We start from the raw sequence: 24,375 nt of genomic DNA, 5'->3' as shown, positions 1-24,375 counted from the left end.
GGCGCCTTACATGTCAGACCGGGATAATCGCTGCGTGAACTGATTTGGTCCATAAAACGGCACTTGTTACGAGGTACGCGATAAACGCAACTCCTTGAATTCATCGCCCAAGAAACGGAACTTGTGACGAAAAAGCCCGGCAAGCTTGGTGTCCGCCGTAGCGAAGAATATTTGCCTCGACCCGCCGATGACAAGCTGGCGAAGATGATCAAGGAAGGACAGCATGTTTATGTCATCGATGTGCGCAACGGGATCATCAAAGAGCAATACCGGAGGACCTGACCGGAGGCGGCCATTCATCGCCAAGAACAGCGACAGGGCGAACGCGGCACGCTGCCCTGTGCTCATATGGTCGAGTTGGACCTCTGCGCCAGTGCTTCTGCGAATGATGACGAGTTTTCCTTGAGCGATCTGAATCTCAAACTCGTTGGGCATGTGGATGCTCGCAAACGTGCGAGCAATCTCTGCTGCGTTCTCGGTTAGGATCTGGTTGGCCAACTCACCTCCCGAGCTTTGTTCGGCTAGCGTAGCCAGCACTCGCTCTGTGTCGCTCGCGCGCGTGATCTTCGCGTCGCTGCCTTCGATCTTCTTGGCGAGTTTATCGACATTCCCGGTCTCGTCGTTGAGAGCCTTGTCGTTCGAAACCTCCTGCGCTAGGCCCGTAGTGACCTGAGCGAGCAATTGCTGGATATTGGCGAGGTTGAGCGCGATTTCTTCTGCGGTCTTCTCCGTGCTGATTGTCATGATTGAAGCAAGAATCTGTCGTGCTCCCAAAGCAGCTTCTGCATCTGAGATCAGCCCTTTGACTAATTTAGCGAGGTTGTCAGTATCTCCGAGCGCCTCAATCGACAGGCGTTCGGCCATCGCATCGCATTCCTGCCTCACAACCTCCGACTCATGAACGGCGGTCTTTTCAGCGCGTTGCAGTATTTCCAGCCTCTGTTTGTGATTCGACTGGATTCGTTGCAACTCCTCATACAGGGGCAACTCCGCCATGCCTGCATTTAATAACTTGCTGGAAAGGTCTTCGGAGGAAAGTCCATCGGACTGCAACTGCCGAGCCTGAGCATGGATTGTGTCCAGCTCCTGTCGATCACGCTCAAATGCAGTTCGTTCTTCCTTGACCTGTTCGAACGCCTTGGCAACCGTGATGGTCAGCGCACCGTTTCCGAAAAACTCACGCAGTGGGTGCAACGTGGCCATCACTGCGCGAGCGTTCACTATCGCTTCGCTTGCCGACGATATTTCTGCCTGAAGCAGGCTGGCTTGTTCAGATGCACCGACCTCGACATCGGCCATCATTCGCGCAACCAACTGACCTTCCTCGAACTCGGTTCTGCACAAAGGGCACTGGTCGGGCATGGCCGACCGCTGCAGGATGTCCTGCGCGGCTCCCAGTAGGCGCTGCCTCAGAACTGTCATCGTGCTCTGTGTCTTTTCCAGAGCTTGGAGTGAAGTTTGCGCGGCTTCGAGCCGACGCTGATGCGTGCCGATATCTGACTCGACTGAGTCAATGGCGTCTATGACGGGCGTTCCCAGAAACTCCTGAATTGCGCTCGTATCGCTGAGGTCGGGGACTGGGCTCAGCCTTGTGGTCCACGTGCGGACTCTATCCCGACACTCCGATGCTTTCTTGACAAGTTGCGGAAAGTTGGTGCGTGCATAGGGAATAAGCGCCTCCGTAGCGGCACTTAGTGCCGCTGCTGCCTGCGCCTCGCGGCGTGCATTGACCTGTGCCAACCGGGCCGCTTTGGCCCGCTGATCCAGGTCTTCGGCCTTGCCGGCTTCGTCGTTCAGGTTCGTCAATAGTCGAAGCGCCGATTCGGGCTCGGAGTGAAGCACGTTGATTGACGCATGTCGGACCAGTGCAATTGCAGAAGTAGCCTCCTGGAGACGTTGTCGCAAAAATTCGAGTTGACTCTTTTCTTCTGGAGGCTGACTCCATCCCTGGCCCCTCAGAGCCACGAGAAGTTCGAGGAACAAGCTGTCGGATAACTTTGGGGCAGCCTTGATGGCATCAACGCGAATCTGAGCGGCCACCTTCATTTGACGATTGCTTTCTCTGTCGCGCCGCAGACCCTTCAGCTCGTCCTGCAACTGCTTGAGAACCCGGCGCAGCCTGTCCGCCAGACTTTCTGCCGTCGCACCCAACACCAAACGGGTGACGTCCGTTCCAATTTGTTCCGAACTTGCCGATACGCTGAGATCCACCGCAGCATCAGTGTCGAGAAAGTTAAACTTTCCGAAACTGTCCTGGATGGTGATGGCCTTCAGTTCGGCTTTGGCATACCAGTTTGAGTGACGCGCGCGAAGTCGCCCGGAATCAGTGGTCGAAGACAGCTTGTCACCGACGCCGAGAAGGTCCAAAGTTATCGACGTACTGTCGAGCAGGGGGGACGATCGGCGATTTTTTCCGCAGTACGCAAACTCAATTGCTTCAAGCAGTGAAGTCTTGCCGACCCCATTGCTGCCGACAATCAGATTTACTCGACCTAGCAGGTGTTCCTTTTCCTCGGGATGCGTGCGGAAGCCTTTGATGGTCAAGTGCTCGATGAAGCAACTTGCAGCTGCCCGTTCGGCAGCTAGTAGAGACACAGGCGAAATTGGACGTAACGCTTTATCCTTCGCTCCTGCAACGATTCTCCGAACAGCTTCAGGAACGGTAATGTCGTTATCCAAAATGAAGGAAAGGCCGTGCTGTTCCAAAGTGTTTGACCATGATGTAGCAAGGTCTATCGGCAGAGATCTCGGAGGCTCAAGCGCTTGTGCGTTAGCAAGCCAACTGGCAATCTCGCCTTCTCGCACAACATGCTTACGCGCGTATTCTCGGTCTGCCTCCACCTTTGCCTTAAGGCGGCTGAATTCGCTCCTATCGGCTTCGTCGTCGCTGGTGATGAAGTACAGGTAATGATTCCAGCGCAAATCGGTCGCAACGTCGCTGGAAAAGTACATTGGCGAGAGAACTTGTTCCTGATAGCTCCTCAACGAATTGGCAGTCGTTGCTAGCCGATCGTTCAGGTCGAAGTAGCGAATCGCGTAGTCGCGAGCGCCGAAGCGGTCAACGCCTCGAAACACGCCCCGGCTAACACTTTCAAGATCCGGGTAGCGGTCCTTGAGCAGCGCTTCAACGCGTTGCGCATTGATCATGATCTGTCCTCTGAGAAGTCTACCGGTGATGCGCTGGCGGGAGTGTCGATGAGATTCGTGCCTTCGGGCCCGCGTGCGCCAAAGCGGTTGTCACGCCGGAACACCACGCAAAGCCGGTCTTGAGCACGCACTATGGCGTCGCTTAGTTCTTCTCCGTTCTTGCCTGCTTCACAGGCCTCATTGGCAGCATGAGAGATGATGGCCTGCCTAAGCTTCTGGTGCGTGCTTTCGACCGCTGAGTTGTTCGCCTGGTCCGAAAGGTAGACAAGTGCTGCAGGCCCGCGCCCACCGGTGGTCGGTTCGACATTATGGTGCGGGGAAACACGTTTCCACGAGAGCGTAAAGCCCTTCGCCAAATCCTGCACCGGCGGTGGCCACGGAACATCGTTTTGGGCAAGTCCGATAGCATCGTGCGCACGTTGCAATCTTTGCAGACGGTACGACGATCCCGGCCGAGTGAGGTCTGGGTCTTGGTGGACTGTCACCCGGCGTATGGATTCCTCATCCTTGTCCAGATGGACCGCATCAAGCTCCTTGACTGTGTACCAGGATGCAGGGTTTCCGCGAGGTCCCATGAGAATCTCGATCGCGCGTTCGACCGCGAGTGGACTGGTCTGTGAAGCTGAGTGGAGGTGTTCCGCAATCGCCTGATAACCGGTTAGAGCTTCGGCAAAGCCGTCATTCGCAATCGCGCCAGGATCCCAACTCTTGCTGCCTGGGTTCCACGACCAGCGATCTTCCACTGCAACGAAATTCTTCGGGGCCAGCGCTTGCTCGCCGGGAAAATAGAGCTTCTGCTTTTGCAACTGAATAATCTGGCCTTCGTAGTTCAGGAAGAACGAGTGCCATCGTTGGGCCAGCAAGCAGTAATAAAGACCATCCCGGTGTAGCGAATCGATGAGCCCATCATCAGCGCTGAATTTCGCGGGCGGTGCATACCAAGCCGATCCGGCGACATTATTCCAATCTGCATACTTGCCTGCCCCCTTCACTTCTTGGATGCTCTTCGCCCAATTCAGGCAGAGCAGTTCGACGTGACTGTTGGTTCCCACTGAACACAGCCTGGTTCGGTAGGCCGCATAGTCGGTATGTGCCGGCTTCGGATTGAGTTGAATATGAATTAGAAGGCAGTTGGTATGGACCGCGTCAATGTGCTCAACGAAGTCAAAAGCATCGGAGCAAATAATTGAAACTAGACTCAAAGAGTTGATGCCGCGGTTGAAGGCGTATACCGTCTCGCCGAGGCACAGTGAGGTTTGCTCCACGTCCCGGTAGTCCCGGCAGGCCACAGTCTTGAGTTGCGCGAGAAGGAACAACACAGGCTGCCCCTGCTGGTTTCGAGTCCAGAAGACGTAGAGCAGCGGGTCGACATAGCGCCGTTGTACTGCTTGCCGTGGGTTGATTGGCTCATAGTGAAAAACGCACTCTCCAGCCGCGTTGTACTGTTTAGCCAATTGTTGGAAATCCGTCGGAGAGATGCTTTCGCATCCGAGCACCCATATCGCACCTTGTGGGGGCCGATAGTGCCCCGCTACGATTTCTTGTACGACTGACCAAGGGACACAATACTCAGGTGCTACTGCCAAGTCCGAATGGCTCTGTGCCGCGGACAAAAGAAATCCACTGCATAAGGCGTGCCCCTGGGCTGCGTCTGCGTGGCCAACTCGGACATCATTGGCCTCGACCATGCCGGTTGGCTGAAGCAAGATTGCCCTGTAGGGCTCGCGTGCTGGATTCAGGGCTTCCAAGCTCACGAGCGTCAGACGATGCGACTGCCGGCGCAGCACCTCTTCCACATCTACGATGTTTATCGCCACACTGCCTCCTATCCATGGATGCCCACGACACACCTCTACGCTCCTGTTAGGACACACGCGGTAGATCGTCATGACCTTGCCGGGTCAGTGTAACAAATTGTGCCTCTGGCAAGATTAAATCCCGCTGAACGATGTTCTACGGCCGGAAGAGGGGGCTTTTAATCGTCGACTAGCGCTGCAAAGCCGACGCCTGAAAGGCAGAGATGAAAGGCCGCCCTAGGTCGAACCCCGACCATCACGCAATCCTCACCACTCCCCCACCCATTCCCCTATACTCCCCCCACTACCGCACCAACGGTAGCTCGGTGTGGAAGCCGAAAAGCTATAGGCGGACAGCCGCCGCTCAGGCGGCGTTTTTACGTTCGCGCGTCTTCGCACGTCCCTATGGGCGGGCCTTGACGGGGGTGCGCTTGCGCACGCCGGGTCCTATAGCTCCGGTCTTCCAACCTTGTCTCGTGCCCGCCCACCCCGTTTGGAAGCGGGGAGCGGGTCCGTCGCCACTATAGGAGGCACCCATGCCCCACCACCCTCTCACCCAAAACCCCTGGTCCATCGACACCGACCCTGAACTCGGCCTCGTCCCCCTGGCGCACCTCCATCACATCGACCGCACCCGCCACGCCATCGACGCCATCGCGCGCTTGGTCGGCAACAGCGCATTCGAACCTGACGCGACCGGCAGCAAACCCCTGGACGCATGGACCATCGCCGCACTAATGGGCGGGGTGCAAAGCATGTGTGACTACGTTGGCACGCTGACCGAAGCGATGTTGGATCAAGCCCGCTCAACAAGTACCGACGCGGGAATGGATCGGTCGCTGCGCCATGCAGCCAGCCCCATCCCGTCCTGACCGGCCGCAACGCCCCCCTGCCCCGCACTACAGCCCCGGCCACATCCCGCCATCCAGCCTGATGTTCGCCCCCGTGATATAGCCGGCCCTGGGGCTGACCAGAAACGACACCGTGTCCGCAATCTCTTCCAGCGTGCCGACGCGCCCCATCGGCACGTCGGCGAACATAGGCAGCGCGGTCTTCTCGATGTCGCTCCATGGTGCATCGATCGCCAATCCCTGGGTAGCCGCCGCCGCACGAAAAGCCTCTTCCAGGCTGACGCTGCGTATCGTTCCGGGCGACACGCAGTTGGCGGTGATTCCATCCTTGGCAACGGACTTCGCCAACGACGCCGTCATGGCGATCATGGCGGCTTTGGCGGCCGCGTAGTCGGGGCATTTGGCAGGCGGCATCAGCGCGGCCAGGCTGGAGATGTTGACGACGCGGCCCCATTGCAATCCCCGCATGCCGGGCAGCAGGCGTGTCGTAACCCTGACCGCCGCGAGCACATTCTTGTCATACCCTAGCGCCCAGGTGTCAGGCCGGGTTGTGGTCCAGTCCTCTGATGGTCCTGACCCGCCGGCGTTGTTGACGACGATCTGTACGGGTTTTACGAAGGACTGTGCTTGATCTATCAGGCGTTGCACGTCGTCTTCGGTGGTCAGGTCACCGACCACGACGTAAGCGCGTCCGCCCTGGGCGACGATGTCGTTGGCCGCTTCCTCGGCCTTGGCTTTGTTGCGGCCGTGCACGACGACGATGGCGCCTTCTTGGGCCAGTGCTTGGGCAATGCCGTGGCCGATACCTTTGCTGCTGCCTGTGACCAGCGCAACTTTTCCGTGCAACTGCAAATCCATCGCATAATTTCCCATGACTATCGCCAGCGCCACATTTAAGGACAGTTGAATGAGTCAGGCAATTACGCACTTAAAGGTGCCTATGGACGAAGAACAGCGAGACACCTGCCTGGGTGCGGATGGATCGGTAGCCCATGTTTCCCGCGTGCTGCGCATGATTAGCGGGCGATGGAAGCTGCCGATTCTGTTCCGTCTGTTCGCCGATCCGTCGCTGCGCAGTTCGCAGTTGCTACGCGACATCCCCGATATTTCGCAGAAGATGTTGACGCAGCACTTGCGGGAATTGGAAGCCGATGGGCTGGTGAAGCGTGAGGACTTCAACGTGCAGCCGCCGCGCGTTGAATACCGGCTGACCCAGGCAGGCATGGGCTTGATGCCGGTGCTGATGGCGTTAAGGGAGTTCTCGCGGGATCACGCTTCTGGACAGCCGGGCAATGCGGGGCTCTAAGCGACGCCCCCCTACACAGCACCCAACAACACCGCCGAATCCCCCGTGCGCCACACGTTGTAAACCGTGTTCTTCGTGATCACCCAGCCCTCCCCCTCTTTAGCCAGTTCAACGTCGTAGCGGTTCTTCATCAAATAGTGGCGGGTGGGGTCGCTCTGGGAAACATGCTGGGCTTCCACCAGTGCGTCCATGCGCGCGTGATCGCCGTCGATCGTAATGCGTTGATTGCTCACCGAATGCGTGGTTTCCAGCTTCGCAAGCGCCCCGGCAAGCGCTGAGACGATGTGTTCCCTGCCCTGGATAACGGGAAAATCGAAGCCGGCCTTGGCGGCGGCGGGGCCGAAGTCCGAGATGGCGTTTTCAGCCAGGGATGAGGCAAGAAGGTGCTGGTCGCGAAGGTCGATGCCGGCGGTGAAACGATGCAGGGCGTCGATGATCGCAAGCTTGTCGGCGGTTGCGTTGGAAAGCGTGGGGGAAGTCGTCATAGAGTCGTTGTTATTCCAAGAGGGTTATTCAAGATCGGCGTCGATGCGTTCAATCAAACCATCGGCGTTGACTGCGAATTTAAGGACGCCGATCTCATGGCCGAAGTCGCCTGTGAAATCGACGCGGGCGACGGTAGTGCGGTCGTCCAACTGCTGGATCGACAACAGCCTGCTGGCGGTTTTGTAGCCGACGAAGAATTGCTCCAGATACCGGCGTATGCCCTTGGCGCCGATAAAGGCGTCACCAACCGATACGTCGTCAATGATGGCGTCGGGCGTGAAGAGGCGCAGCGCGCCGTCGACGTCGAAGGCGTTGGTGCAGCGAAGGAATGATTCCGTAGGGGCTTTCATGTGTAGGCTTCTTAGCTCTGGACGATGGTGGTATCGGCGATGGTTTCGGCAAAGCCCTTGCCGAACAGCGCTGCCGGCGTCTGAAAACCCGGGCGGACTTCTCCGCCTAGCACGCGCCTGCCGGCCTCGGCGGCTGCGGTGGCGGTGAACGTGTAGCCGTTCACGGTATCGAGCACCGACCGAATGTTTTCGCCGTTGGACTGGGTAACCTCCACAACCGCTTGATACCGGTTGGCCAATCGTTCTTCTTCGTTTGGTCCGTCGGGTAGTGCTGAAAGATCGCCTTGGGGAAATCCGCCGCTCGACACGTGGACGAACGTTTCAATGTTGGGCACGTTCGTCGACCGCCACAGGGTGATGAGGTCAGGCAGCGTCACCTGAAAGCAATCCACGGCGCCTTTGCCGAAGTCGAGCTTGCGGGTGGACCCAGCGGGCACGGACGCCAGCTTGCCGTCGACGCGGGCCAGGGTTTCAGTGGTGACGCTGCCCATGGCGCTGATGGCCGAGCCGCGCGACAGGCCGCCCGATACGCTCATAGCCACGCTGATGTGTGCGGGATGGCTTGCCCGTGCCACGGCATGCGCGACCAGGCAGCCAAGCATGGCGACGCTGCCGCCGCTGCCTGGCAGAAGCATGACCCCGGCCGTCTTGGCCTCGGTATCGAGCTGCTCGGCCAGGCGGTAGCCGTCAAGTTCCGCAGCTACGTCGAGATAATGGACGCCATTGCGGATGGCCGCCCGCATCAGCACATCGGCGGTGCAGGCAAACGGGCCGGCGCAGTTCAAGAGCACGCCGACATCTCGCAGCGCATGGTCGATGACGGTAGTGTCGTCCAGCGCAAACACGCGATACTCCACGCCGAGTTGCGCGGCCAGCGTTTCCAGTTTTGCCTTGCTGCGACCGGCCAGAATTAGCGGTGTACCCGCCGCCCGGGCGTGTTCCGCCGCCATGCGGCCGGTGTAGCCCGTCGCGCCATAAATCATGAGCGTTTTCATATCAGTGGTGCCGTTCCTTGTAGACAGATTTCAGGCGATTGCCTAATGAAATCAGAATACGTTTCGACCCCACTCCCCACTCACCGGATCCTGCCCGAACATTGCCTATTTCTGCTTTTTCCTTGAAGGGCGGGTTGGCCTCTGTTAGCGTCGGCCCATGGAAAAGCAATTGCAAGAACTAAGGGCGCTGGCTAGCCGGGCAGAGAACCGGCCCACGGAAACCGGCATTCCGCGTGTCGCCATGGTCCAGGGTGAAATTCCCGAGCACCTGCTGGCCGCCGTCTACGACCCGATGATCAACCTGATTCTGACCGGGTCGAAGACGATGACGGTTGGCGACAGAACCTTCCGCTATGACCCGGCCACCTACTTTGTGATGTCGGTGGACCTGCCCGCCGTTGGCGCTATCCACCCCGACGCGAACGGGGCGCCGTATCTGGCCGTGAGCTTGACGCTGGACCCCGCAATCCTGGCATCGCTTATCCGCGACCTGCCGGTAGAGGTATGCAGCAAGCTATTTGATTCCGGGTTCTCGGTTGCGCCCGTGAATAGCGAACTTCTTGACGCGTGGATCCGAATGCTTAGGTTGATGGAGCGGCCGAACGAGATCGCGGTTCTTGCCCCCGGCTATGAACGCGAGATTCTGTTTCGGGTGCTGCAAGGGCCGCTTGGCTGGATGCTGCGAGACATCGCCACGCCAGACACAGCGCTTTCGCGTGTTGGCGTGGCTATTCACTGGATACGCAGCCACTTTGCCGAACCGATACGGGTCGAGGCCTTGGCCGATATGGCGGCGCTGAGCGTGTCGGCCTTCCATCGCCATTTCAAGACCGTGACGGCATTGAGCCCGTTGCAGTATCAGAAGCGCATCAGGCTGCTACACGCGCGGTCACTACTTTTTTCAGGCCAAGGCAACGCAACGTCGGTTGCGTTTGGCGTCGGCTACGAAAGCCCGAACCAGTTCAGTCGGGAGTATTCCCGCTTGTTCGGATTGCCGCCGTCCCAGGACCTTGCAAAGGCCACGAAAACCATTCGGGGCGAGCAGCCAAATGGTGTCAGACCGCGAACTCGCGGCGAAATTGCAGTCTGACCTAATCGAAGTCGACGGGCGGTCCGACACGCCGACATCGATTCGGATATCGGCCGAGGAGCCGACGCGCAAGGTAGAGAGGCCCGCGCTGTTCATCATTGGTTCAGGTTGCGGTCCTTATGCTTCAAGCCCGAATGCCGCAAGGCGAAATTCCAAGACCTGGAGCATTGACCATGACCGCTTTTCAGCCACCGCTGGACGACCCAGAGGACCATGAACACAGTCCGTGACCCATGTTGATCCCCGGCAAATCGCGGGGTGCGTGGACGCAATATTCTTAGAACCGGCCGGGCACCAATGCCCGTCGTCCCTGGCGGGACCATGGAAAAAAATTGGAAAACCATGACAATCAAGAACTCAGAAAAGCAGTACGGCAGCCTTGTGATAGCAATTCACTGGCTCATGCTCGTGGTCCTGGCGTTGGTCTACGCCTGTATGGAATTACGCGGGCTGGCCACGAAAGGCAGCGATTTGTACAACAACATCAAGGCCCTGCATTTCTCGCTCGGGCTGTGTGTGATTGGGCTGGTGGTCCTGCGGATAATCATCCGACTAGGCGCAGGTGCGGCGCCTGCTGTCCGTCCGCCGATGCCAAAATGGCAAGACGTTCTCGCACGATTAATGCATTACGCGCTGTATGCCTTCATGATCGCCACCCCCATTCTGGGATGGCTGACGCTCAGCGCCGCAGGAAAGCCGATTCCGCTGTTTGGCCTGAGCGTTCCTCCCTTGGTGGGCGCCGACAAGGCCTTGGCGGGCCAGGTGAAGGAACTGCACGAAACCTTGGCCACGGTGGGCTACTTCCTCGTCGGCCTGCATGCCGCCGCGGCGCTGTTGCACCACTATATTCTTCGGGACAATACGCTCGTTCGCATGCTGCCTGGACGGCGCTGACGTTCGTTGGGGGCAATCCTGGAACAATGGTGTCAGACTCCACGCCCTATCCTAGTCTGACACCCTACCCCAACAGCCGCCCACCCTCAAAACGGCACCATCACCTTCAACGTCCCGCTATGGCTGCGCACGTGCTCGGAAAACTGCCCGTCGTACTGCAGCCGAAAATCCACGCCCCCTGCTCGCATCACATGCAGCCCCGCCCCCACCTTGCCCACCACATCATCAATAGGCAGCGTCGTATCAAACGACCCCGTCCCGGCGGGCGCGCCGCGTAAGCGTGCGCTGGACGTCCAATCATTCTTCGACAGAAACGACACACCCGCGTACAGGAACGGCCGCAGTACGGCACCGTCTGGCAGCTCGGCGCGTCCGCCGAATTCGATCATGGGTGACAGGCCCATGATGAACTGGTCGCTGCCGTCCACTGACAAGGCCAGCGGGTTTGATCCCGACTCCTGGTATCCCGGCATGCGGGTGTAGCTGGCGTCGACATCTAGGTAGGGCTTCACATACATATTGTCGTAAGCAAACGTGCGGGCGGCGCGCAGGCGCGCGTTGAAGCCGTAGACGTCGGGATGGCTGGTCAGGGTGTCTTGGTATCCCGCGATGTCGATGTTGCGATCCATGCGATAGCCGCCGTAGCCGCCGCCGACTGCCGCCGAGAATACCCACTGCCCTTCCTCGCGCTTGACCACCGCGCCGATATAGCCGCTGTCGCCATCGCCGCGCACGTTGCCGTTGGTGGCGCGCACCTTGCTGTTTTCATAGGCAGCCGAGCCGCCCACGAACCAGCCCGGGCTGACTTCACGCTGGCCACCAAACTGGTAGGTCACCGTGTCGTAGCTGAAACCCGTCGTGCCCTTGCTGCCGTCCTGGTCGGTAGTGCGGCCCGTGACCTGGCCCCAGAAGCAATTCTGCTCGCCGGTAAATGCGTCGACGCCGGTGAACGTGGGGCACGACATCATTGCGCCGGTAAATTGCCCAAGGTTTGCGGCCGACTGCACGGCGGGCGCGGCCGTGACGCCCGGCGACAGGTTGGCCACGCTGTCTTGATAGGCGCCTGCCCCCAGGCGCGAAGCCTGGTCCAACTGGCCGAACAGCGGCGCCAGGGCAGAATTGCCGCCGGCGTCCCAGATGCGCTGTAGGTGATTCGCCACCTGCCCCTGGTTTGATTTCAGTTGCATGGCCGGCGCATTGAGGTCGGCGGCAGACACGCGAATGCGGGTGTCCTGGCCGACCTGGCGCGTTGTGTAATCGAAGACGGGGCTGTCCATGGCGTCCGCGCTGCCTTGGGAATCGCCCTGCACCGTCAGCACTGTCAGCTCGCGGTCGGGCAGCAGCGCGGCGGCAAGCACGTCGACTTTGCCGTTCAGGTCGCCATTGCCTTGCACCACCATCCGTGACGCGCGCATCTTGTCGAAATCCACGTCGGCGCGCAGGACACCGCTATCGGCCTGCCGGAAATTGCCGCTTACGGTCAGGGTCTGGAATTGGCCTGGCGAGCCGATCACGATAAGGCCGGCGTTGACGACGTTGGCCTGGTAGGCAACGGCCGCGTTGGCAACGCCGCCTGGTTGCACGTAGTAGTTGCAGGCACTGGTGGAATCGCTGTTGCCGCAAAAGACGTTACCGCTGACGGTGCCGTAGTTGTTCAGGGTAAGAAAGGAACCCGCCGCCGTTGTGGAATCGCCGTTGAACGTCAACGCCGTGTTCGACAGCGCGCTCAGTGAGCCGCCTGCGTTGACATTGACGACGTTGTTGCGGCCGTCCAGTATCCACACGCCCTTGCCGCTGTTGGTGCCGCCCACCACGCTGCCGTTGATGTTGACCGTGACGCTCTGTTCGCTTTGTCCGCCCTGGCTTTGCGCCATGATGCCCGTGGAATCCGAACCCTTTGCGCTAAGCGTTCCGCTTTGGTTGACGGTGACGCTGCTTGCGTAGCCCGCGCTGCTGCTTACCGACCCCGCAAAGCCGCCCTGCGGGCCGCCGGCCAGGCCGCCGCCACCGCCGATGGACTGCGCGATGATGCCGTAGGAATTGGCGCCCACGGTCGACAGGTTTCCGCTAAAGGAAACCGATACGCTGCCGGCGCTGCTGGAGTTGAACGTGCTAGGCAGAAACCCGGCCGCGTTCGTGGTGATCAGCTTTGTCGTGTCGCCCAGGATGCCGCCGCCGTCGGCGATGGACTGCGCCACGATGCCGTGCGCGCCCGCGCCATGCGTGTTCAGGGTGTATTGCAGGTCCAGGTTCACCGAACCGCCATTGGAATTGCCCCCGCCCAAGACCGTCGTGCCCACGCCGGTTGCGGTGCCGGACGAAACGATGCCCCCGCCGCCGCCGATTGATTGCGCTATGACGCCAATCGCCCGATCGCCATAGGTGTTCAGGTTCAGGCCGACGGACGCATTGATCGGGCCGCCCGTGCCGCCCACGCCGGCGCTGCCCGCGTGCAGGTTGAATTGCTGGCTGCCCGGGCTTGCGGCGGATGTCGTGTTGCCGGCCATTGCAATACCGCCGCCCCCGCCAATGGACTGCAAGACCAGTCCGTGGGCGCTGTCGCCGTTGGTCTGGATGGAGGCATAGCTGCCGCCGGTTACCGTCACATTGCCGCCCGCTCCACCGCTGCCACCCGTTGCCCCAACACGCAGCGAGCCCTTGGCCAGCGGCGATCCGGTGGCGCCCATTCCGCCGCCGCCGCCAATGGACTGCATGACGATGCCCATGGCGCCATAGCCAGACGTGTTGAAGCTGTTGGTGCCGTTGCCATTCAGGAAGGCATTGATGCTGCCGCCCGCGCCGCCGGACCCGCCGGAACCGCCCACCGAAATCGACACGTTGGATGAAGAAATGCTGGATGACGCGGTCGATGCCCCGCCCGCGCCGCCGCCACCGCCAATGGATTGCAGTACCGCGGCGTCCGCGTAGTCGCCGAAGGTATTTGTGGAAGCGCCAAGGCTGGCGGCCGTGGAAGAGGTTCCGATTGCGCCGCCATTGCCGCCGGCGCCACCATTGCCGCCAACCGAGACGTTGAACTGGTACGTTGTGCCGGAATCGCCCAGCGAGTCCGATGCGCTGTTCTCGCTGGTGCCGCCCACCGCGCCGCCCAGGCCGCCCGAGCCGCCAATGCTCTGCACCAGCAAGCCGTCTGCATCCGCGCCATGGGTGGTGACACTGCCGTCGCTGTTCAGATTGATGGTGCCGCCGTAGCCACCACCGGTACCGCCACGGCCGACCGACACGGTGCCCCGGACGTCGGTCGAGCCGTCTTCGCTTTCGCTACTGACGGCAAGCCCGACCTGGCCGCCTTGCGACGAACCGCCGCCACCGCCGATGGACTGAACCAGCACCGCGCGCGCGCCGTCGCCGTGGGTGACGACCGTGCTGGAGGGGTCGACGGTCAGCGAAGCCGTGCCGCCCTGCCCGCCGGCGCCGCCGATGCCGCCTACGTTCGCCGTGATGGATACGTTGGCATCCACATTGGGGCTACGGCCGGTGGCGGAGCCCACGCCGCCCGACCCGCCGCCGCCGCCGATGCTTTGCAGCACCAGGGCGTTCGCGGAGTCTCCCCACGTGGTGATGGTGCTGCCCGCCAGGCTAAGCGTGGCAGTGCCACCATAGCTGCCCGGCCCGCCGCTGCCACCCACTGACGACTGAACGGTGCCGCCCACGGAATCTCCGGTGCCAACCACCGTCGACAGCGCCGAGGCGCTGCCGCCCAGGCCACCGCCGCCGCCGATGGATTGCACCAGCACGCCCTGCGAGTTGGCGCCGTAGGTGGTCAGAATCGAGTTGTTGATGGCCGACGACGCCGTGCCGCCTGCGCCGCCCGTTGCGCCGGAACCGCCCATCGCAAACGTCACCGCGACGCCAAAGGACGCGTCCTCGTCCGGAACGGCAATCGCCAAGGCCTTCGCGACGGAGGCGCCACCTGCTCCGCCACCGCCGCCGATGGATTGCACAACCACGCCGTGCGCGTCGCCATTGGTGGTGCCCGACGACCCTGTCGTCAGGCTTGCGTTGGAAACATTGCCCACGGCGGTACCGCCCGCGCCACCGCTGCCGCCGGTGCCACCCACCGCGACGGCGATGGCAAACCCCACGCCGGCGTCGTAGGAAGACGCCGCGCCGCCGGTCCCGCCGCCGCCACCGATGGACTGCGACACGATGCCGTAGGAATGGTCGCCGCTGGTATTCAATGTGTAGCCGTTCATGCCGACGGTGGACGAGCCGCCGTTACCGCCGCCTCCGCCCTGGCCACCAATGACGGCCACACCGTTTGCCGCGCCGCCGTCCCCGCCGCCACCGCCGATGGACTGGCCCAACATCCCGATTGATCCCGTGCCGCTGGTGCTCAGCCCGCCGGACTGGTTGATATTGACCGTGCCGCCAGACACCGCCGTGCCGCCCGCGCCGCCCAAGGCGATGATGCCGCTGCTGACGCCCGCTGTTCCGCCACCGCCGCCAATGGCCTGGGCTGAAATACCGTGCGAAGACTGGCCGGTGGTCGAGATCGACGATTGGCTGTTGATCGTGACCGAGCCGCTGGCCCCGCCGATACCCGCATCCGCGCCGGCGTTGCCGAACAATTCGAAGTTGCCGGTGGTGACGCCACCGACGCCGCCCAGGGACTGGCCAAGAATGCCGATGGAGTCATCGTTTCTGGTCTGGATGGAGCCGCCGGTGGTTGTTACCGTGACTGCCTCGCCCGCGCCACCGCTGCCGGCGTTCTCGGGGGTGAAGTCGATGATGCCGCTGCTGGTCTCGACCCCGCCGCCCGCGCCGCCCTGGCTGATTGCCGAGATGCCGTGCGACTGCACGCCATTGGTCTGGATGCTGGCATTGCCGCTCATGGCAATGTTGACCGTGCCGCCGTTGCCGCCGACCGCACCGTTGCTGTCTTCGCGGCCAGCGCCGCCGTTACCGCCCAGCGTGATCACATTGACGCCGGGCAGGTAGTCGCCGGAGGTCGTGACCGACGACCCGCTGTTCAGCGTGACGGCGGTCGTGGTGTTGCCGTTGCCGCCACCGTATCCGCCGATCTCGCCGCTGGTGTTGGTGATCGTCTGCGGGCCCATGCCCCCATTGCCCCCAAGCCCGATGACGACGATCCCGCCAGACGCCTTCGTCAGGCTGGTGGGCGCTACCATCGACGTGCTGGACACGGAGACCTGCCCGCTGTTGACGACGCTCATCGCGCCGAATTGGCCACCGGTGCCGCCGTTGTCGCTGCCGTCCGAGGACGTCATGCCGTTGCCGCCCTGGCTCAGGATATACAGGCCGCGTACGCTGCCCAGGGCCGAGCCGTTGACGTTCACCGATACGTTGCCGGTGTTGGTGATAAGGGTTGGATTCGAGTAATTGGTCGCTCCGGCGCTGGAGCCGCTGCCATTGTCATGCCCCCCATCGCCAGCGATGGATTCAGCGCCGATGCCCCAGGCGTAGCGCCCGGCGGTGCCGGTGACGGAAACGGTCGCGCTGTTGTTGATATTGACGATATTGCTGCCACCGCCATTGCCGCCGTTCTGATCGCCCGTCGCCGCACTGTCCTGGTTCCCGCCCACGACGCCGATGCTGGCGCCGTAGATACCCACGCCGCCATACGGCAGGTTCGACACGCTGATGTTGCCGCTATTCGTAACCGTCACGGCTGACCCATCGCCGCCCTGGCCGCCGTTGCCCCCACCAATCACCGTATCGCTGGCGTTGGCGCCAATACCGCCGACCGAGGCGCCATAGATGCCGAACTGCGATCCCGAATCCGCCCAGATGCCGGGTCCGCTGCCTTGCCCGCTGGCGGTCGGCGCGTTCTGCACCGTGATTGTCCCGCCGTTGTTGTTGATGGTGATGGTGCCGCCGTTACCGCCGTTCGTTGCGTTGTTACTGGTGTCGCTGGACCCCATGCCCCCGGTCAGGCGTACGAAGATGCCGCCCTGTGGGGCGCTGGGCTGTAGCACTGCGCCATTGTTGATTACCGTGTAGTTGCCACCGTAGTCGCCGATGTTGTCGCCGGTGCCGGCGTTGGCGGTATTGGTGACGTTTACCTGTGCCCCTGACCCGCCCTGGCTGGACGAAATGGTGCAGGTGGTGGAATTGGAAGGGTTGGTATCGACCGCCGGGCAACTCAAGGCCGCGACGGCAGGCTGCGCCAGGATCAGGCCGATCGCAGTGACCGAGAACATCCCTAGCCAGTTCGCGGGGCGCGGCAGCGACCGACGCGGTTCAAAACCAGGGCACAGAGCGGCCCCTGCGCGCAAAGTCCGCTTTGCGGTCGCCTTCTTCATCTTCAACCCCTTGCAGCAAGCCCGTAACAACAGGCCGCATTAGTTTTCTGATTAATTCTGATCTCGGGGATTTTTAGCACGCAGGACGGAGGCGAGCTTTACTGCTTCGACGAAACGTATTTTTCAGTCGACGAATCGGTGTCAGGTTTGTCAAAAAACCACAACGACAGTCCATGCGCGTCAGCCCGTCGACATCTATGATGATTTTTTCGTAATCGGCCCTTCAAGGGAGACACCCATGCCCTCGGTTCCATTCAAACAAGTTGATGTGTTCACCAACGTTCCCTACCAGGGCAACCCGGTGGCGGTCGTCCTTGAGGCGGAAAATCTCAGCGACGAGCAGATGCAACGCATTGCCAACTGGACGAACCTCTCGGAAACAACGTTCGTACTGCCGGCCACACAAGACAGTGCCGATTACCGCGTCCGCATCTTCACGCCCCATTCCGAGCTTCCCTTCGCGGGGCACCCCACGCTTGGCACCGCGCACGCGCTGCTGGAAGTCGGGAAAATCGCCCCGAAAGACGGCGCGCTTATCCAAGAGTGCGCGGCGGGCTTGATCCCACTGACCGTTACAGAATCGGACGCGGCCAGCCCGGTGATCGCAATAACCCTGCCGCAACCCAAGCTGGTGGCGCTGACCGGCGAACAGATCGTCGAGCTGGAAGCGATTTTGAGTACGCCGGTGCGGCGCGATCCCGCTCCCAAGTTCATCGATGTGGGGCCGGTCTGGACGATCGCGCAACTGGACAGCGCGGCCTCGGTGTTGGCGTTGCGTCCCGACTTCGCGCGCATGGCCGCGTTTGACAAGCGCAATGCAGCGACCGGGGTCGTGGTCTTTGGGCCGCATGACAAGGGGTCTCTCACCGCGATTGAAGTGCGCGCCTTTGCGCCAAGCCTAGGCGTCAACGAAGACCCGGTGTGCGGCAGCGGCAACGGTTCCGTCGCCGCGTTTATCCGGGATGCCGGGCAGATCCAGACCTATGGCAATCGCTTTCTCAGCGCCCAGGGTGCCGCGGTGGGCCGGGCAGGAAACATCGCGGTGTCATTCGACGGTGTAGACGTCATCCGCATCGGCGGTCAGTCGGTCACGTGCGTGGACGGAAGCATCGCGGTTTAGGTCATGCCACATCCACGACGATTTTTCCGCGCGCGCTTGCGTCGGTGATCGCGTCGTAGGCCGCTTCCGCTGACCGCAAGTCGAACCGGCGGGGATCAAGATTCGGCGTGAGCTTGCCGGCTTCCACCAGCCGTGTGGCCTCGCGCAGCATGGCACCATGGTGGGCGCGGTGCTGGCCGCTGAGAAGCGGATACAGGGTAAAGATGCCCGAGTAAGTGGCCTCGCGAAACGACAGGGGCGCCAACGCATGCGTGCCCCATCCCAACGCGCTGACGACATGCCCAAAGTGTTTAACCGCGACAAACGCGGCATCCAGCGATGGGCCGCCAACAGTGTCAACGACAAGGTCGAAGCCAGCGCCCTGCGTCAACGAAGCCACATAAGCTTCTACCGGCTGCGACTGGTAGTCGATAGGCGTTGCGCCCAGGCGCGCCACAAGATCGTGATCACGTAAACCAGCCGTGGCAAAGACCTGGGCGCCCAACGCGCGCGCCAGTTGCACCGACACATGGCCGACACCGCCCGCGCCGCCTTGCACCAACACGGTTTGACCGGCCTGCAGGCGCGCGCGGTCGACGATGCCCGAATAAGACGTGATAAACGCCAGGGGCAACGCCGCCGCTTCACGCATCGAAAGGTTCGCCGGCTTGATGGCCAGCAGGTCGGCATCCACCACCGCATACTGGGCAAGCGACCCCTGGATGCCGCCGACCCCGCCCGTCATGCCGTAGACTTCGTCGCCGACGTGGAAAGCGGCTACGCCGGGCCCGACGGCATCGACCACGCCGGCCATGTCGATGCCCAGCACCAAGGGCAGCGGATGCTTCGCGTGCGCGGCGCTGCCGGCACGAATCTTGGTGTCCAGCGGGTTAAGGCCGCTTGCGGCGATGCGTACGCGTACTTGGCCGTGGCCCGGCTGCGGCATGGAGATTTCGGTCAGTTCAAGCGGACCGTTGTAGCTGTTGAGAACAAGCGCCTGCATGGTCATGATCAACTCCTTTTGGGTCTGGCCCGTCGAATGAACAGGTCCATGCCTGCATCATTGATCATGCTATAACGCATGTAAATCAAAGTTATTGCACATCTATCAAACAAAAATGAATGACATGCATCTGGAGTGGAGCGACGTCCGCGTCTTTCTGGCTATTGCCCGCTGTGGCACGCTGGGCGGTGCGGCGAAGCTCGTGGGCCAGACCCAACCGACCATGGGACGCAGATTGCGTGCGCTTGAGGAAGCGCTGGGGCACACGCTGTTTCAGCGCACCAGCGATGGCTTCGTCCTGACCGATGACGGCGCGGCCGTGCTGGCCTATGCCGAGCGAATGGAAGAAGAAGCGCTGGGCTTCACTCGCGCACTGGCCGGAAAAGAGTCCCAACTGAGCGGGCTGCTGCGCGTCTCTTCCTCGGACTGGTTCGGCATCCACGTGCTGACGCCGGTGTTCGCGCGCTTTCTGGCAAAGCACCCGGGAATCTCATTGGAGCTGCTCACGGATTCACGCCTTTACAACCTGGCGCGGCACGAAGCGGATCTGCTGTTTCGCATTACGCCGTTCGACGAACCCGACGTGATCCAGCGCAAGCTGATGCACATCGACTATGCCTTGTATGGGCACGCCGATCTGGAGCGCCCATCACGCGAGGACGGAGAAGGCTGCACCCTGATCAGCATGGACCGCGCCTTCGGTGGGCTACCCGACGTTGAGTGGATCAAGCGGATGCTGCCCAGGGCCAAGGTCGTGTTCGGCAGCAACAACCGTGGCGTGCAGGCACGCATGTGCGCGGAAGGCTCCGGCTTTGCGGTGCTACCGTGCCCGCTTGGCGATGCCACGCCAGGCATACAGCGTATCGACTTGGGCGAAGCGCCGCCAGGCCGCGATGTGTGGATTGGCTATCACCGTGATTTACGCCGCGTAGCGCGGCTGCGCGCGCTGCTGGACGTCACGGTTGAAGCACTGGCAAAGCCGTGATTCAAGCGCGGGAAATCCAGTTGCCGTGCAGTCCCTGCGGCACACGCTGGGGCATCTCGATGACGGCGACGGGGGCCTCATCAATCCGGCTTGCATCCAGCAACACCAGGTTGCTGCCCTGGCGCACCGGATCGTAAGTGAAGGCCGCCAGGTAGCCGTCGTCCTCCGTCGTCCCACCGCCAGGCTTCGGCACGAATGCCGCCGCACCCACAATCTGGTTACCCAAATCATGGCGCGGGTGGCGCCGGATGCGCGAAGCTACCGAAGACTGCTCGGCCGGCGCGCCGCTCCACCGGAACGAAGTTGCCGCTGAGATGGGGGTTGTCATAGATCCAGGGCACATCCGCCTTCTCTTCGGCCCGCGCCTGGGGCCACAGCGCATGGCTACCGATAAGCGCCGCGCCGTAGACGGTCAGGCGGTTGAACGAACGACGAGTATGGCGAAGCGACATGACAAGTACCTCACGAGAGTTTTGGCAAACCGCAACTTGCCAGATGAAGCAAGTTGCCACGGCAAGGCAGCCTAGCCTTGCGTTTCACGGTTTCAGATACTCATCCACCGCACTCTCCACCGTGGGATGAAAGTGCGCGTCACTGAAAACTTCCGCCAATTCAAAGCGCTTGAGCTTGTCGCGCACCGGGTCCTTCATCTCGGCAAAATGCAGCGCGGCCCCCTGCTTGGCCAGATGCTGGCTAAGTTCGCGCAGCATGTCGGCCGACGTCACGTCGACGCTGGTAACGGGTTCGGCGGCCACCACCACCCTTCGTACCGGCGAGGGCGATGCGTCGACGGCTTGCATCAGCCGTTGCTGAAACAGCTCGGCGTTGGCGAAGAACAGGGGCGCGTCCCAGCGGAACAGCACCAGGCCGTCGATCAGGGCGGCATGGGGGTAGCGCTTCAGGTCGTGGTAACCGCGCAGGTTAGGCACACGGCCAAGCACGGCAAAATGCGGACGCCAGCCGTCCCACAGGAATTCGATGACGGCGATGACCACGGCCAGGCCGATGCCGGGAATGGCGCCAAACGCGGCCACGGCGGCAAAGCACAGCATGGATAGCCAGAACTCCCATTGCTGGATGCGGTAGATGCGCCGCAGGTCCTTGAATTCAAACAGGCCCATGGCGGCGACGATGACGACGGCGGCCAGCGCGCTGCTGGGCAAATAGCGCAGCAGGTTCGGCGCCAGCAACAGCAGGACGGCCACGGCAACGGCGCCGACGACGCCGGTAAGCTGGGTGCGCGCACCGGCCGCCTCGGCCACGGGCGTGCGCGATGCGCTGCTGCTGATGGGAAAGCCCTGGAAGAATCCCGCCGCCAGGTTGGCCATGCCCAAGCCCACCATTTCCTGGTTCGGATCCACGCGCGTGTGCGTGCGCGCGGCATAGGTGCGTGACAGCACGCTGGTATCCGCGAACGCGATCATCGCCACGGCGCAGCCCCCCAGCACGATCGTGGCCCAATCCGCATTGCTCAGCCACGGAAAGGTGAAGGTCGGCAGCCCCTGCGGGATCTCGCCCAGCACGCTGACACCCTGTGCATCCAGCCGCAAAACGCTGACCGCCACGGTCGCCAGAATCACCGCAATCAGAATGCCGGGTACGCGGTCAAAGCGCTTTAGCAGCAAGATCACCGCCAAGGTCGCCACGCCCACGGCGAAGGCATACCAGTTGGTGTGGCCAGCGATCACCGCCCGCGCCAACAGCCACAGCTCCTGCAACGGACCGCCGCCGTCGATCGGAATGGCGAATATTTTGGGCAACTGGCTGACCAGCACCGTCAATGCAATGCCGTTCATGTAGCCATAGCGGATGGGCTTGGACAGCAGCTCGGTGATGAAGCCCAGCCGCAGCAAGCCCAGCACAATGCAGAACAAGCCAGCGACGATCGCCATCAGGCTGGCCACGGCCACCGCGCGCATGGGGTCGCCGAGGGACACGCTGAGCACCACCGCCAGAATCGGCGCGGCCAGCGCGGAGTCCGGCCCCAGCACCAGGATTCGGCTGGGGCCGAATATGGCATAGGCCAACAACGGCACGATGGTGGCGTACAAGCCGTAGACCCCAGGCACGCCCGACGCCTCGGCATAGGCAATGCCCACGGGCACCAGCATCGCCGCCAACGCCAGGCCGGCGGCCAGGTCCTTCGGGAGCCAAGCCGCTTCATAGGATCTCAACACCGCCAGCCCCGGCAGCCAGCGCAGCCAGTGCTGGGCGGGCAGGTCGACGGGCGTGGCCGTAGGCGGCGGATAAGGCATGAAACACCTTGGCGGTAGCAAGCTGGGGGTTGGTATGAGATGCGTTGACAGCGTTGAAATCCAACGGGAAGTGGCTTGCCGTCAGTACATCAGCCAGACGATTACCGTTCCCCACGTCGTAATCAGGATATGCCCGAACGCAACGGTGCCGGAATACCCAATGACAGCAATGGGGCTCTCTGATTTTTCCTGTACCGCGGCAAGGCCAGCCGTCATGGTCTGCACCCCGGCCAGGGCGCCCAGCAATAGCAGCGGTTCAAGACGCAGTACATATCGGCCCACCAGCAAACCAACGAATAGCGGAACCATCGTCACGACAATCCCCGCCAGGAATATCGTCAGCCCCACTTCTTGCAGGGCAGCCACAAAAAGCGGGCCAGCCTTCAGCCCGATCATGGCGACGAACCCCGCCAGCCCGATCGACTTCATGAACTCAAGCGCGCCATGCGATATGCGGCCAAACAGTGGCTTGGCCGAATTCCGCCAACCCACCAACAAGCCCAGGATCAATGTGCTGACACTGCTGCCCAGGGCGATATGCATGCTGCCAATGGGGAACACCAGCGATATCCCCACCACCGCGCCGACGAAGATGCCAAACCCCAGCGCAACAAAATCCGTGGAATCCGATTCGCGAACCACGCTGCCGACACGGGCGGCCACCCGCTCAACCGCTGGCTCAAGCCCCACGATGTTCAACACGTCGCCACGCAGAAGCACCGTACCCGGGCCGATTGGTATTTCTTGCCCCGCCCGCCGGATATGGCGCAGGAACACGCCGCGCACTTCCTCGGCTTGCTCGGCGATTTGAGCCACCGTCTTTCCGACGAAATCTGCGTTGGAAAACACCACGTCGAACATCGCGCTGGGAATGTCGAGCAGCTCTCGGTCGGCTTCCGCGACCGCGTTGGCGTCCAGAAGCTTGAGTATCACCTCGCTTTTGCCGGAAACGGCGCATACATCCCCTGCCAGCAGGGCTGTCGCGGGGGTGGGCAAGAATATTGCGCCATCGCGCCGGATGCGCTCAACAAAGATGCGTTCGGGAGCGTACAGGGATTCGACCCAGGCCACGGATTGGCCCACCGCGGGGCCATCGGCCTGGATGCGATACGCCCGCAATTCGAATCTGCGCCAGGCAGAGGTCACGCCAGCTTTCTGCCGCTGAATTCCGTACACTTTTTCAAGCCGGGCGCCTTCGGCTTTCAGGTCCAGGCCCAACAGTTTGGGCCCCAGGCTTGAGCAGAACCAGATGACGCCGAACGTGCCGAAGATGTAGCACAGCGCATCCGCCACGGCGATCTGGCCGATCAGCCGGTCTTGCTCTTCGACGCTGATGGGCAGGTGCCGAATGGCTTCGCTGCCCGTTCCAATCACTGGCGACTCGGTCAGACCGCCGGATATCAGGCCCACGGCATACCCGAGTTCAAGCTTGAGCAGGGCCGCCAAGCCCCAGGCGGTAAGCAAGCCCGCGACCGGCACGACCACGCCCAGCACCGCCCATCGCCAACCGCCATCCTTCATGCCACGAAAGAAGCTCGGCCCCACCGAATAGCCGATGCCAAACATGAACAGCAGGAACAGCACCTGCTTGGCGGTATCGGATACCGGCACGCGGACGAAGTAGCCAATCAACAGGCCCGCCAGCAATGACCCGGTTACCGGCCCGAAGCCCACTCCGCGAAACTTGAATCCACCCACCCAATAGCCCAGCCCGATTGCCAGGAACACAGCTAGCTCGGGATAGCGCTGCAGCAAGTTGCTAAAGTAGTCCATGGCGTTCGCCCCTAGAAAGACGACGTTCTACCTTCTGGAATGTCCCGTAACCGCTTCCGCT

18 protein-coding genes are annotated in these 24,375 nt (G+C 61.8%); 6 read left to right on the top strand and 12 right to left on the bottom strand.

All coding sequences use genetic code 11. The features are described from left to right. Nucleotides 1-66 precede the first annotated feature (66 nt). Nucleotides 67-3,147: an AAA family ATPase gene (locus P8T11_RS03770; RefSeq protein ID WP_268078209.1), complete on the bottom strand. Its 3,081-nt coding sequence runs from the start codon at nucleotides 3,145-3,147 to the stop codon at nucleotides 67-69. Continuing rightward, on the bottom strand, nucleotides 3,144-4,964 hold the full coding sequence (locus P8T11_RS03765; RefSeq protein WP_268078210.1) for a hypothetical protein: 1,821 nt from the start codon (nucleotides 4,962-4,964) through the stop codon (nucleotides 3,144-3,146). Before P8T11_RS03765 ends, P8T11_RS03770 begins: the two co-directional genes overlap by 4 nt. 515 nt (nucleotides 4,965-5,479) lie before the next feature. On the opposite strand from P8T11_RS03765, the gene P8T11_RS03760 reads away from it, so the two are divergent. Next, on the top strand, nucleotides 5,480-5,815 hold the full coding sequence (locus tag P8T11_RS03760; protein ID WP_268078211.1) for a hypothetical protein: 336 nt from the start codon (nucleotides 5,480-5,482) through the stop codon (nucleotides 5,813-5,815). Nucleotides 5,816-5,842: 27 nt separating this feature from the next. On the opposite strand, the gene P8T11_RS03755 is transcribed toward P8T11_RS03760, so the two are convergent. Next, nucleotides 5,843-6,652, bottom strand: a complete 810-nt coding sequence (locus P8T11_RS03755) for an SDR family NAD(P)-dependent oxidoreductase (RefSeq protein ID WP_268078212.1) — start codon at nucleotides 6,650-6,652, stop codon at nucleotides 5,843-5,845. A 49-nt stretch (nucleotides 6,653-6,701) separates the two neighbouring features. Here P8T11_RS03755 and P8T11_RS03750 point away from each other — a divergent pair, with 49 nt between their 5' ends. Continuing rightward, nucleotides 6,702-7,100: a winged helix-turn-helix transcriptional regulator gene (locus P8T11_RS03750; RefSeq protein WP_268078213.1), complete on the top strand. Its 399-nt coding sequence runs from the start codon at nucleotides 6,702-6,704 to the stop codon at nucleotides 7,098-7,100. 11 nt (nucleotides 7,101-7,111) lie between these two features. Here the strand turns inward: P8T11_RS03750 and P8T11_RS03745 are convergent, their stop codons facing one another. From P8T11_RS03745 to P8T11_RS03735, 3 genes are read right to left on the bottom strand one after another with little or no spacing between them, the layout of a single operon-like run. Then, a complete protein-coding gene (locus P8T11_RS03745) occupies nucleotides 7,112-7,585 on the bottom strand; it encodes a nuclear transport factor 2 family protein (RefSeq protein WP_268078214.1) in 474 nt (157 codons plus the stop codon). 24 nt (nucleotides 7,586-7,609) lie between these two features. Beyond that, nucleotides 7,610-7,936 carry a nuclear transport factor 2 family protein gene (locus tag P8T11_RS03740; RefSeq protein ID WP_268078215.1) on the bottom strand — a complete coding sequence of 109 codons (327 nt, stop codon included), beginning with the start codon at nucleotides 7,934-7,936 and terminating at the stop codon, nucleotides 7,610-7,612. A gap of 11 nt (nucleotides 7,937-7,947) precedes the next feature. Next, nucleotides 7,948-8,931 carry a saccharopine dehydrogenase family protein gene (locus P8T11_RS03735; RefSeq protein WP_268078216.1) on the bottom strand — a complete coding sequence of 328 codons (984 nt, stop codon included), beginning with the start codon at nucleotides 8,929-8,931 and terminating at the stop codon, nucleotides 7,948-7,950. Nucleotides 8,932-9,088: 157 nt separating this feature from the next. Here P8T11_RS03735 and P8T11_RS03730 point away from each other — a divergent pair, with 157 nt between their 5' ends. Both P8T11_RS03730 and P8T11_RS03725 read left to right on the top strand, forming a co-directional pair. Beyond that, entirely contained in the window at nucleotides 9,089-10,021 is a 933-nt protein-coding gene (locus tag P8T11_RS03730) for an AraC family transcriptional regulator (RefSeq protein WP_268078217.1), read from the top strand. Between the two features lie 342 nt (nucleotides 10,022-10,363). Continuing rightward, nucleotides 10,364-10,915 (top strand): cytochrome b, encoded by a 552-nt coding sequence (locus P8T11_RS03725; RefSeq protein ID WP_268082457.1) that lies wholly within the window; start codon nucleotides 10,364-10,366, stop codon nucleotides 10,913-10,915. A gap of 86 nt (nucleotides 10,916-11,001) precedes the next feature. Here P8T11_RS03725 and P8T11_RS03720 read toward each other — a convergent pair whose 3' ends face one another. After that, entirely contained in the window at nucleotides 11,002-17,097 is a 6,096-nt protein-coding gene (locus P8T11_RS03720; protein WP_268078219.1) for an autotransporter outer membrane beta-barrel domain-containing protein, read from the bottom strand. 340 nt (nucleotides 17,098-17,437) lie between these two features. On the opposite strand from P8T11_RS03720, the gene P8T11_RS03715 reads away from it, so the two are divergent. Beyond that, nucleotides 17,438-18,319, top strand: coding sequence for a PhzF family phenazine biosynthesis protein (locus tag P8T11_RS03715; RefSeq protein WP_268078220.1), 882 nt, complete (start codon nucleotides 17,438-17,440; stop codon nucleotides 18,317-18,319). Nucleotide 18,320: 1 nt separating this feature from the next. Here P8T11_RS03715 and P8T11_RS03710 read toward each other — a convergent pair whose 3' ends face one another. Beyond that, nucleotides 18,321-19,307, bottom strand: a complete 987-nt coding sequence (locus P8T11_RS03710) for a zinc-dependent alcohol dehydrogenase family protein (RefSeq protein ID WP_268078222.1) — start codon at nucleotides 19,305-19,307, stop codon at nucleotides 18,321-18,323. A gap of 109 nt (nucleotides 19,308-19,416) precedes the next feature. On the opposite strand from P8T11_RS03710, the gene P8T11_RS03705 reads away from it, so the two are divergent. Next, nucleotides 19,417-20,286, top strand: coding sequence for a LysR family transcriptional regulator (locus P8T11_RS03705; RefSeq protein WP_268078223.1), 870 nt, complete (start codon nucleotides 19,417-19,419; stop codon nucleotides 20,284-20,286). Nucleotide 20,287: 1 nt separating this feature from the next. Here P8T11_RS03705 and P8T11_RS03700 read toward each other — a convergent pair whose 3' ends face one another. The 4 genes from P8T11_RS03700 to aspT all read right to left on the bottom strand — a co-directional run bounded on the left by P8T11_RS03700 (nucleotide 20,288) and on the right by aspT (nucleotide 24,314). After that, a complete protein-coding gene (locus P8T11_RS03700) occupies nucleotides 20,288-20,512 on the bottom strand; it encodes a carotenoid oxygenase family protein (RefSeq protein WP_268078224.1) in 225 nt (74 codons plus the stop codon). Nucleotide 20,513: 1 nt separating this feature from the next. After that, the gene (locus P8T11_RS03695; protein WP_268078225.1) at nucleotides 20,514-20,738 is read right to left on the bottom strand and encodes a hypothetical protein; all 225 of its coding nucleotides are present in this window, start codon (nucleotides 20,736-20,738) and stop codon (nucleotides 20,514-20,516) included. An 84-nt stretch (nucleotides 20,739-20,822) separates the two neighbouring features. Further along, complete coding sequence (locus P8T11_RS03690) at nucleotides 20,823-22,541, bottom strand: SulP family inorganic anion transporter (protein WP_268078226.1); 1,719 nt, start codon at nucleotides 22,539-22,541, stop codon at nucleotides 20,823-20,825. Between the two features lie 81 nt (nucleotides 22,542-22,622). Beyond that, entirely contained in the window at nucleotides 22,623-24,314 is a 1,692-nt protein-coding gene (gene aspT / locus P8T11_RS03685) for an aspartate-alanine antiporter (protein WP_268078227.1), read from the bottom strand. Nucleotides 24,315-24,375: the final 61 nt, after the last annotated feature.

The organism is Achromobacter spanius, assembly GCF_029637605.1.
Lineage (GTDB): Bacteria > Pseudomonadota > Gammaproteobacteria > Burkholderiales > Burkholderiaceae_B > Achromobacter > Achromobacter spanius_E.
The sequence above is the reverse complement of the archived record's forward strand: the minus strand, read 5'-3'. Positions and strand labels throughout refer to the sequence as shown.

Bases quoted from the DNA above. Each gene is read 5' to 3' on its own strand.
- P8T11_RS03720 (WP_268078219.1), bottom strand. From the start codon at position 17,097: ATGTTCTCGGTCACTGCGATCGGCCTGATCCTGGCGCAGCCTGCCGTC.
- aspT (WP_268078227.1), bottom strand. From the start codon at position 24,314: ATGGACTACTTTAGCAACTTGCTGCAGCGCTATCCCGAGCTAGCTGTG.
- P8T11_RS03715 (WP_268078220.1), top strand. From the start codon at position 17,438: ATGCCCTCGGTTCCATTCAAACAAGTTGATGTGTTCACCAACGTTCCC.
- P8T11_RS03735 (WP_268078216.1), bottom strand. From the start codon at position 8,931: ATGAAAACGCTCATGATTTATGGCGCGACGGGCTACACCGGCCGCATG.
- P8T11_RS03710 (WP_268078222.1), bottom strand. From the start codon at position 19,307: ATGACCATGCAGGCGCTTGTTCTCAACAGCTACAACGGTCCGCTTGAA.
- P8T11_RS03750 (WP_268078213.1), top strand. From the start codon at position 6,702: ATGAGTCAGGCAATTACGCACTTAAAGGTGCCTATGGACGAAGAACAG.
- P8T11_RS03730 (WP_268078217.1), top strand. From the start codon at position 9,089: ATGGAAAAGCAATTGCAAGAACTAAGGGCGCTGGCTAGCCGGGCAGAG.
- P8T11_RS03725 (WP_268082457.1), top strand. From the start codon at position 10,364: ATGACAATCAAGAACTCAGAAAAGCAGTACGGCAGCCTTGTGATAGCA.
- P8T11_RS03745 (WP_268078214.1), bottom strand. From the start codon at position 7,585: ATGACGACTTCCCCCACGCTTTCCAACGCAACCGCCGACAAGCTTGCG.
- P8T11_RS03705 (WP_268078223.1), top strand. From the start codon at position 19,417: ATGAATGACATGCATCTGGAGTGGAGCGACGTCCGCGTCTTTCTGGCT.
- P8T11_RS03760 (WP_268078211.1), top strand. From the start codon at position 5,480: ATGCCCCACCACCCTCTCACCCAAAACCCCTGGTCCATCGACACCGAC.
- P8T11_RS03690 (WP_268078226.1), bottom strand. From the start codon at position 22,541: ATGCCTTATCCGCCGCCTACGGCCACGCCCGTCGACCTGCCCGCCCAG.
- P8T11_RS03695 (WP_268078225.1), bottom strand. From the start codon at position 20,738: ATGTCGCTTCGCCATACTCGTCGTTCGTTCAACCGCCTGACCGTCTAC.
- P8T11_RS03755 (WP_268078212.1), bottom strand. From the start codon at position 6,652: ATGGATTTGCAGTTGCACGGAAAAGTTGCGCTGGTCACAGGCAGCAGC.
- P8T11_RS03770 (WP_268078209.1), bottom strand. From the start codon at position 3,147: ATGATCAATGCGCAACGCGTTGAAGCGCTGCTCAAGGACCGCTACCCG.
- P8T11_RS03740 (WP_268078215.1), bottom strand. From the start codon at position 7,936: ATGAAAGCCCCTACGGAATCATTCCTTCGCTGCACCAACGCCTTCGAC.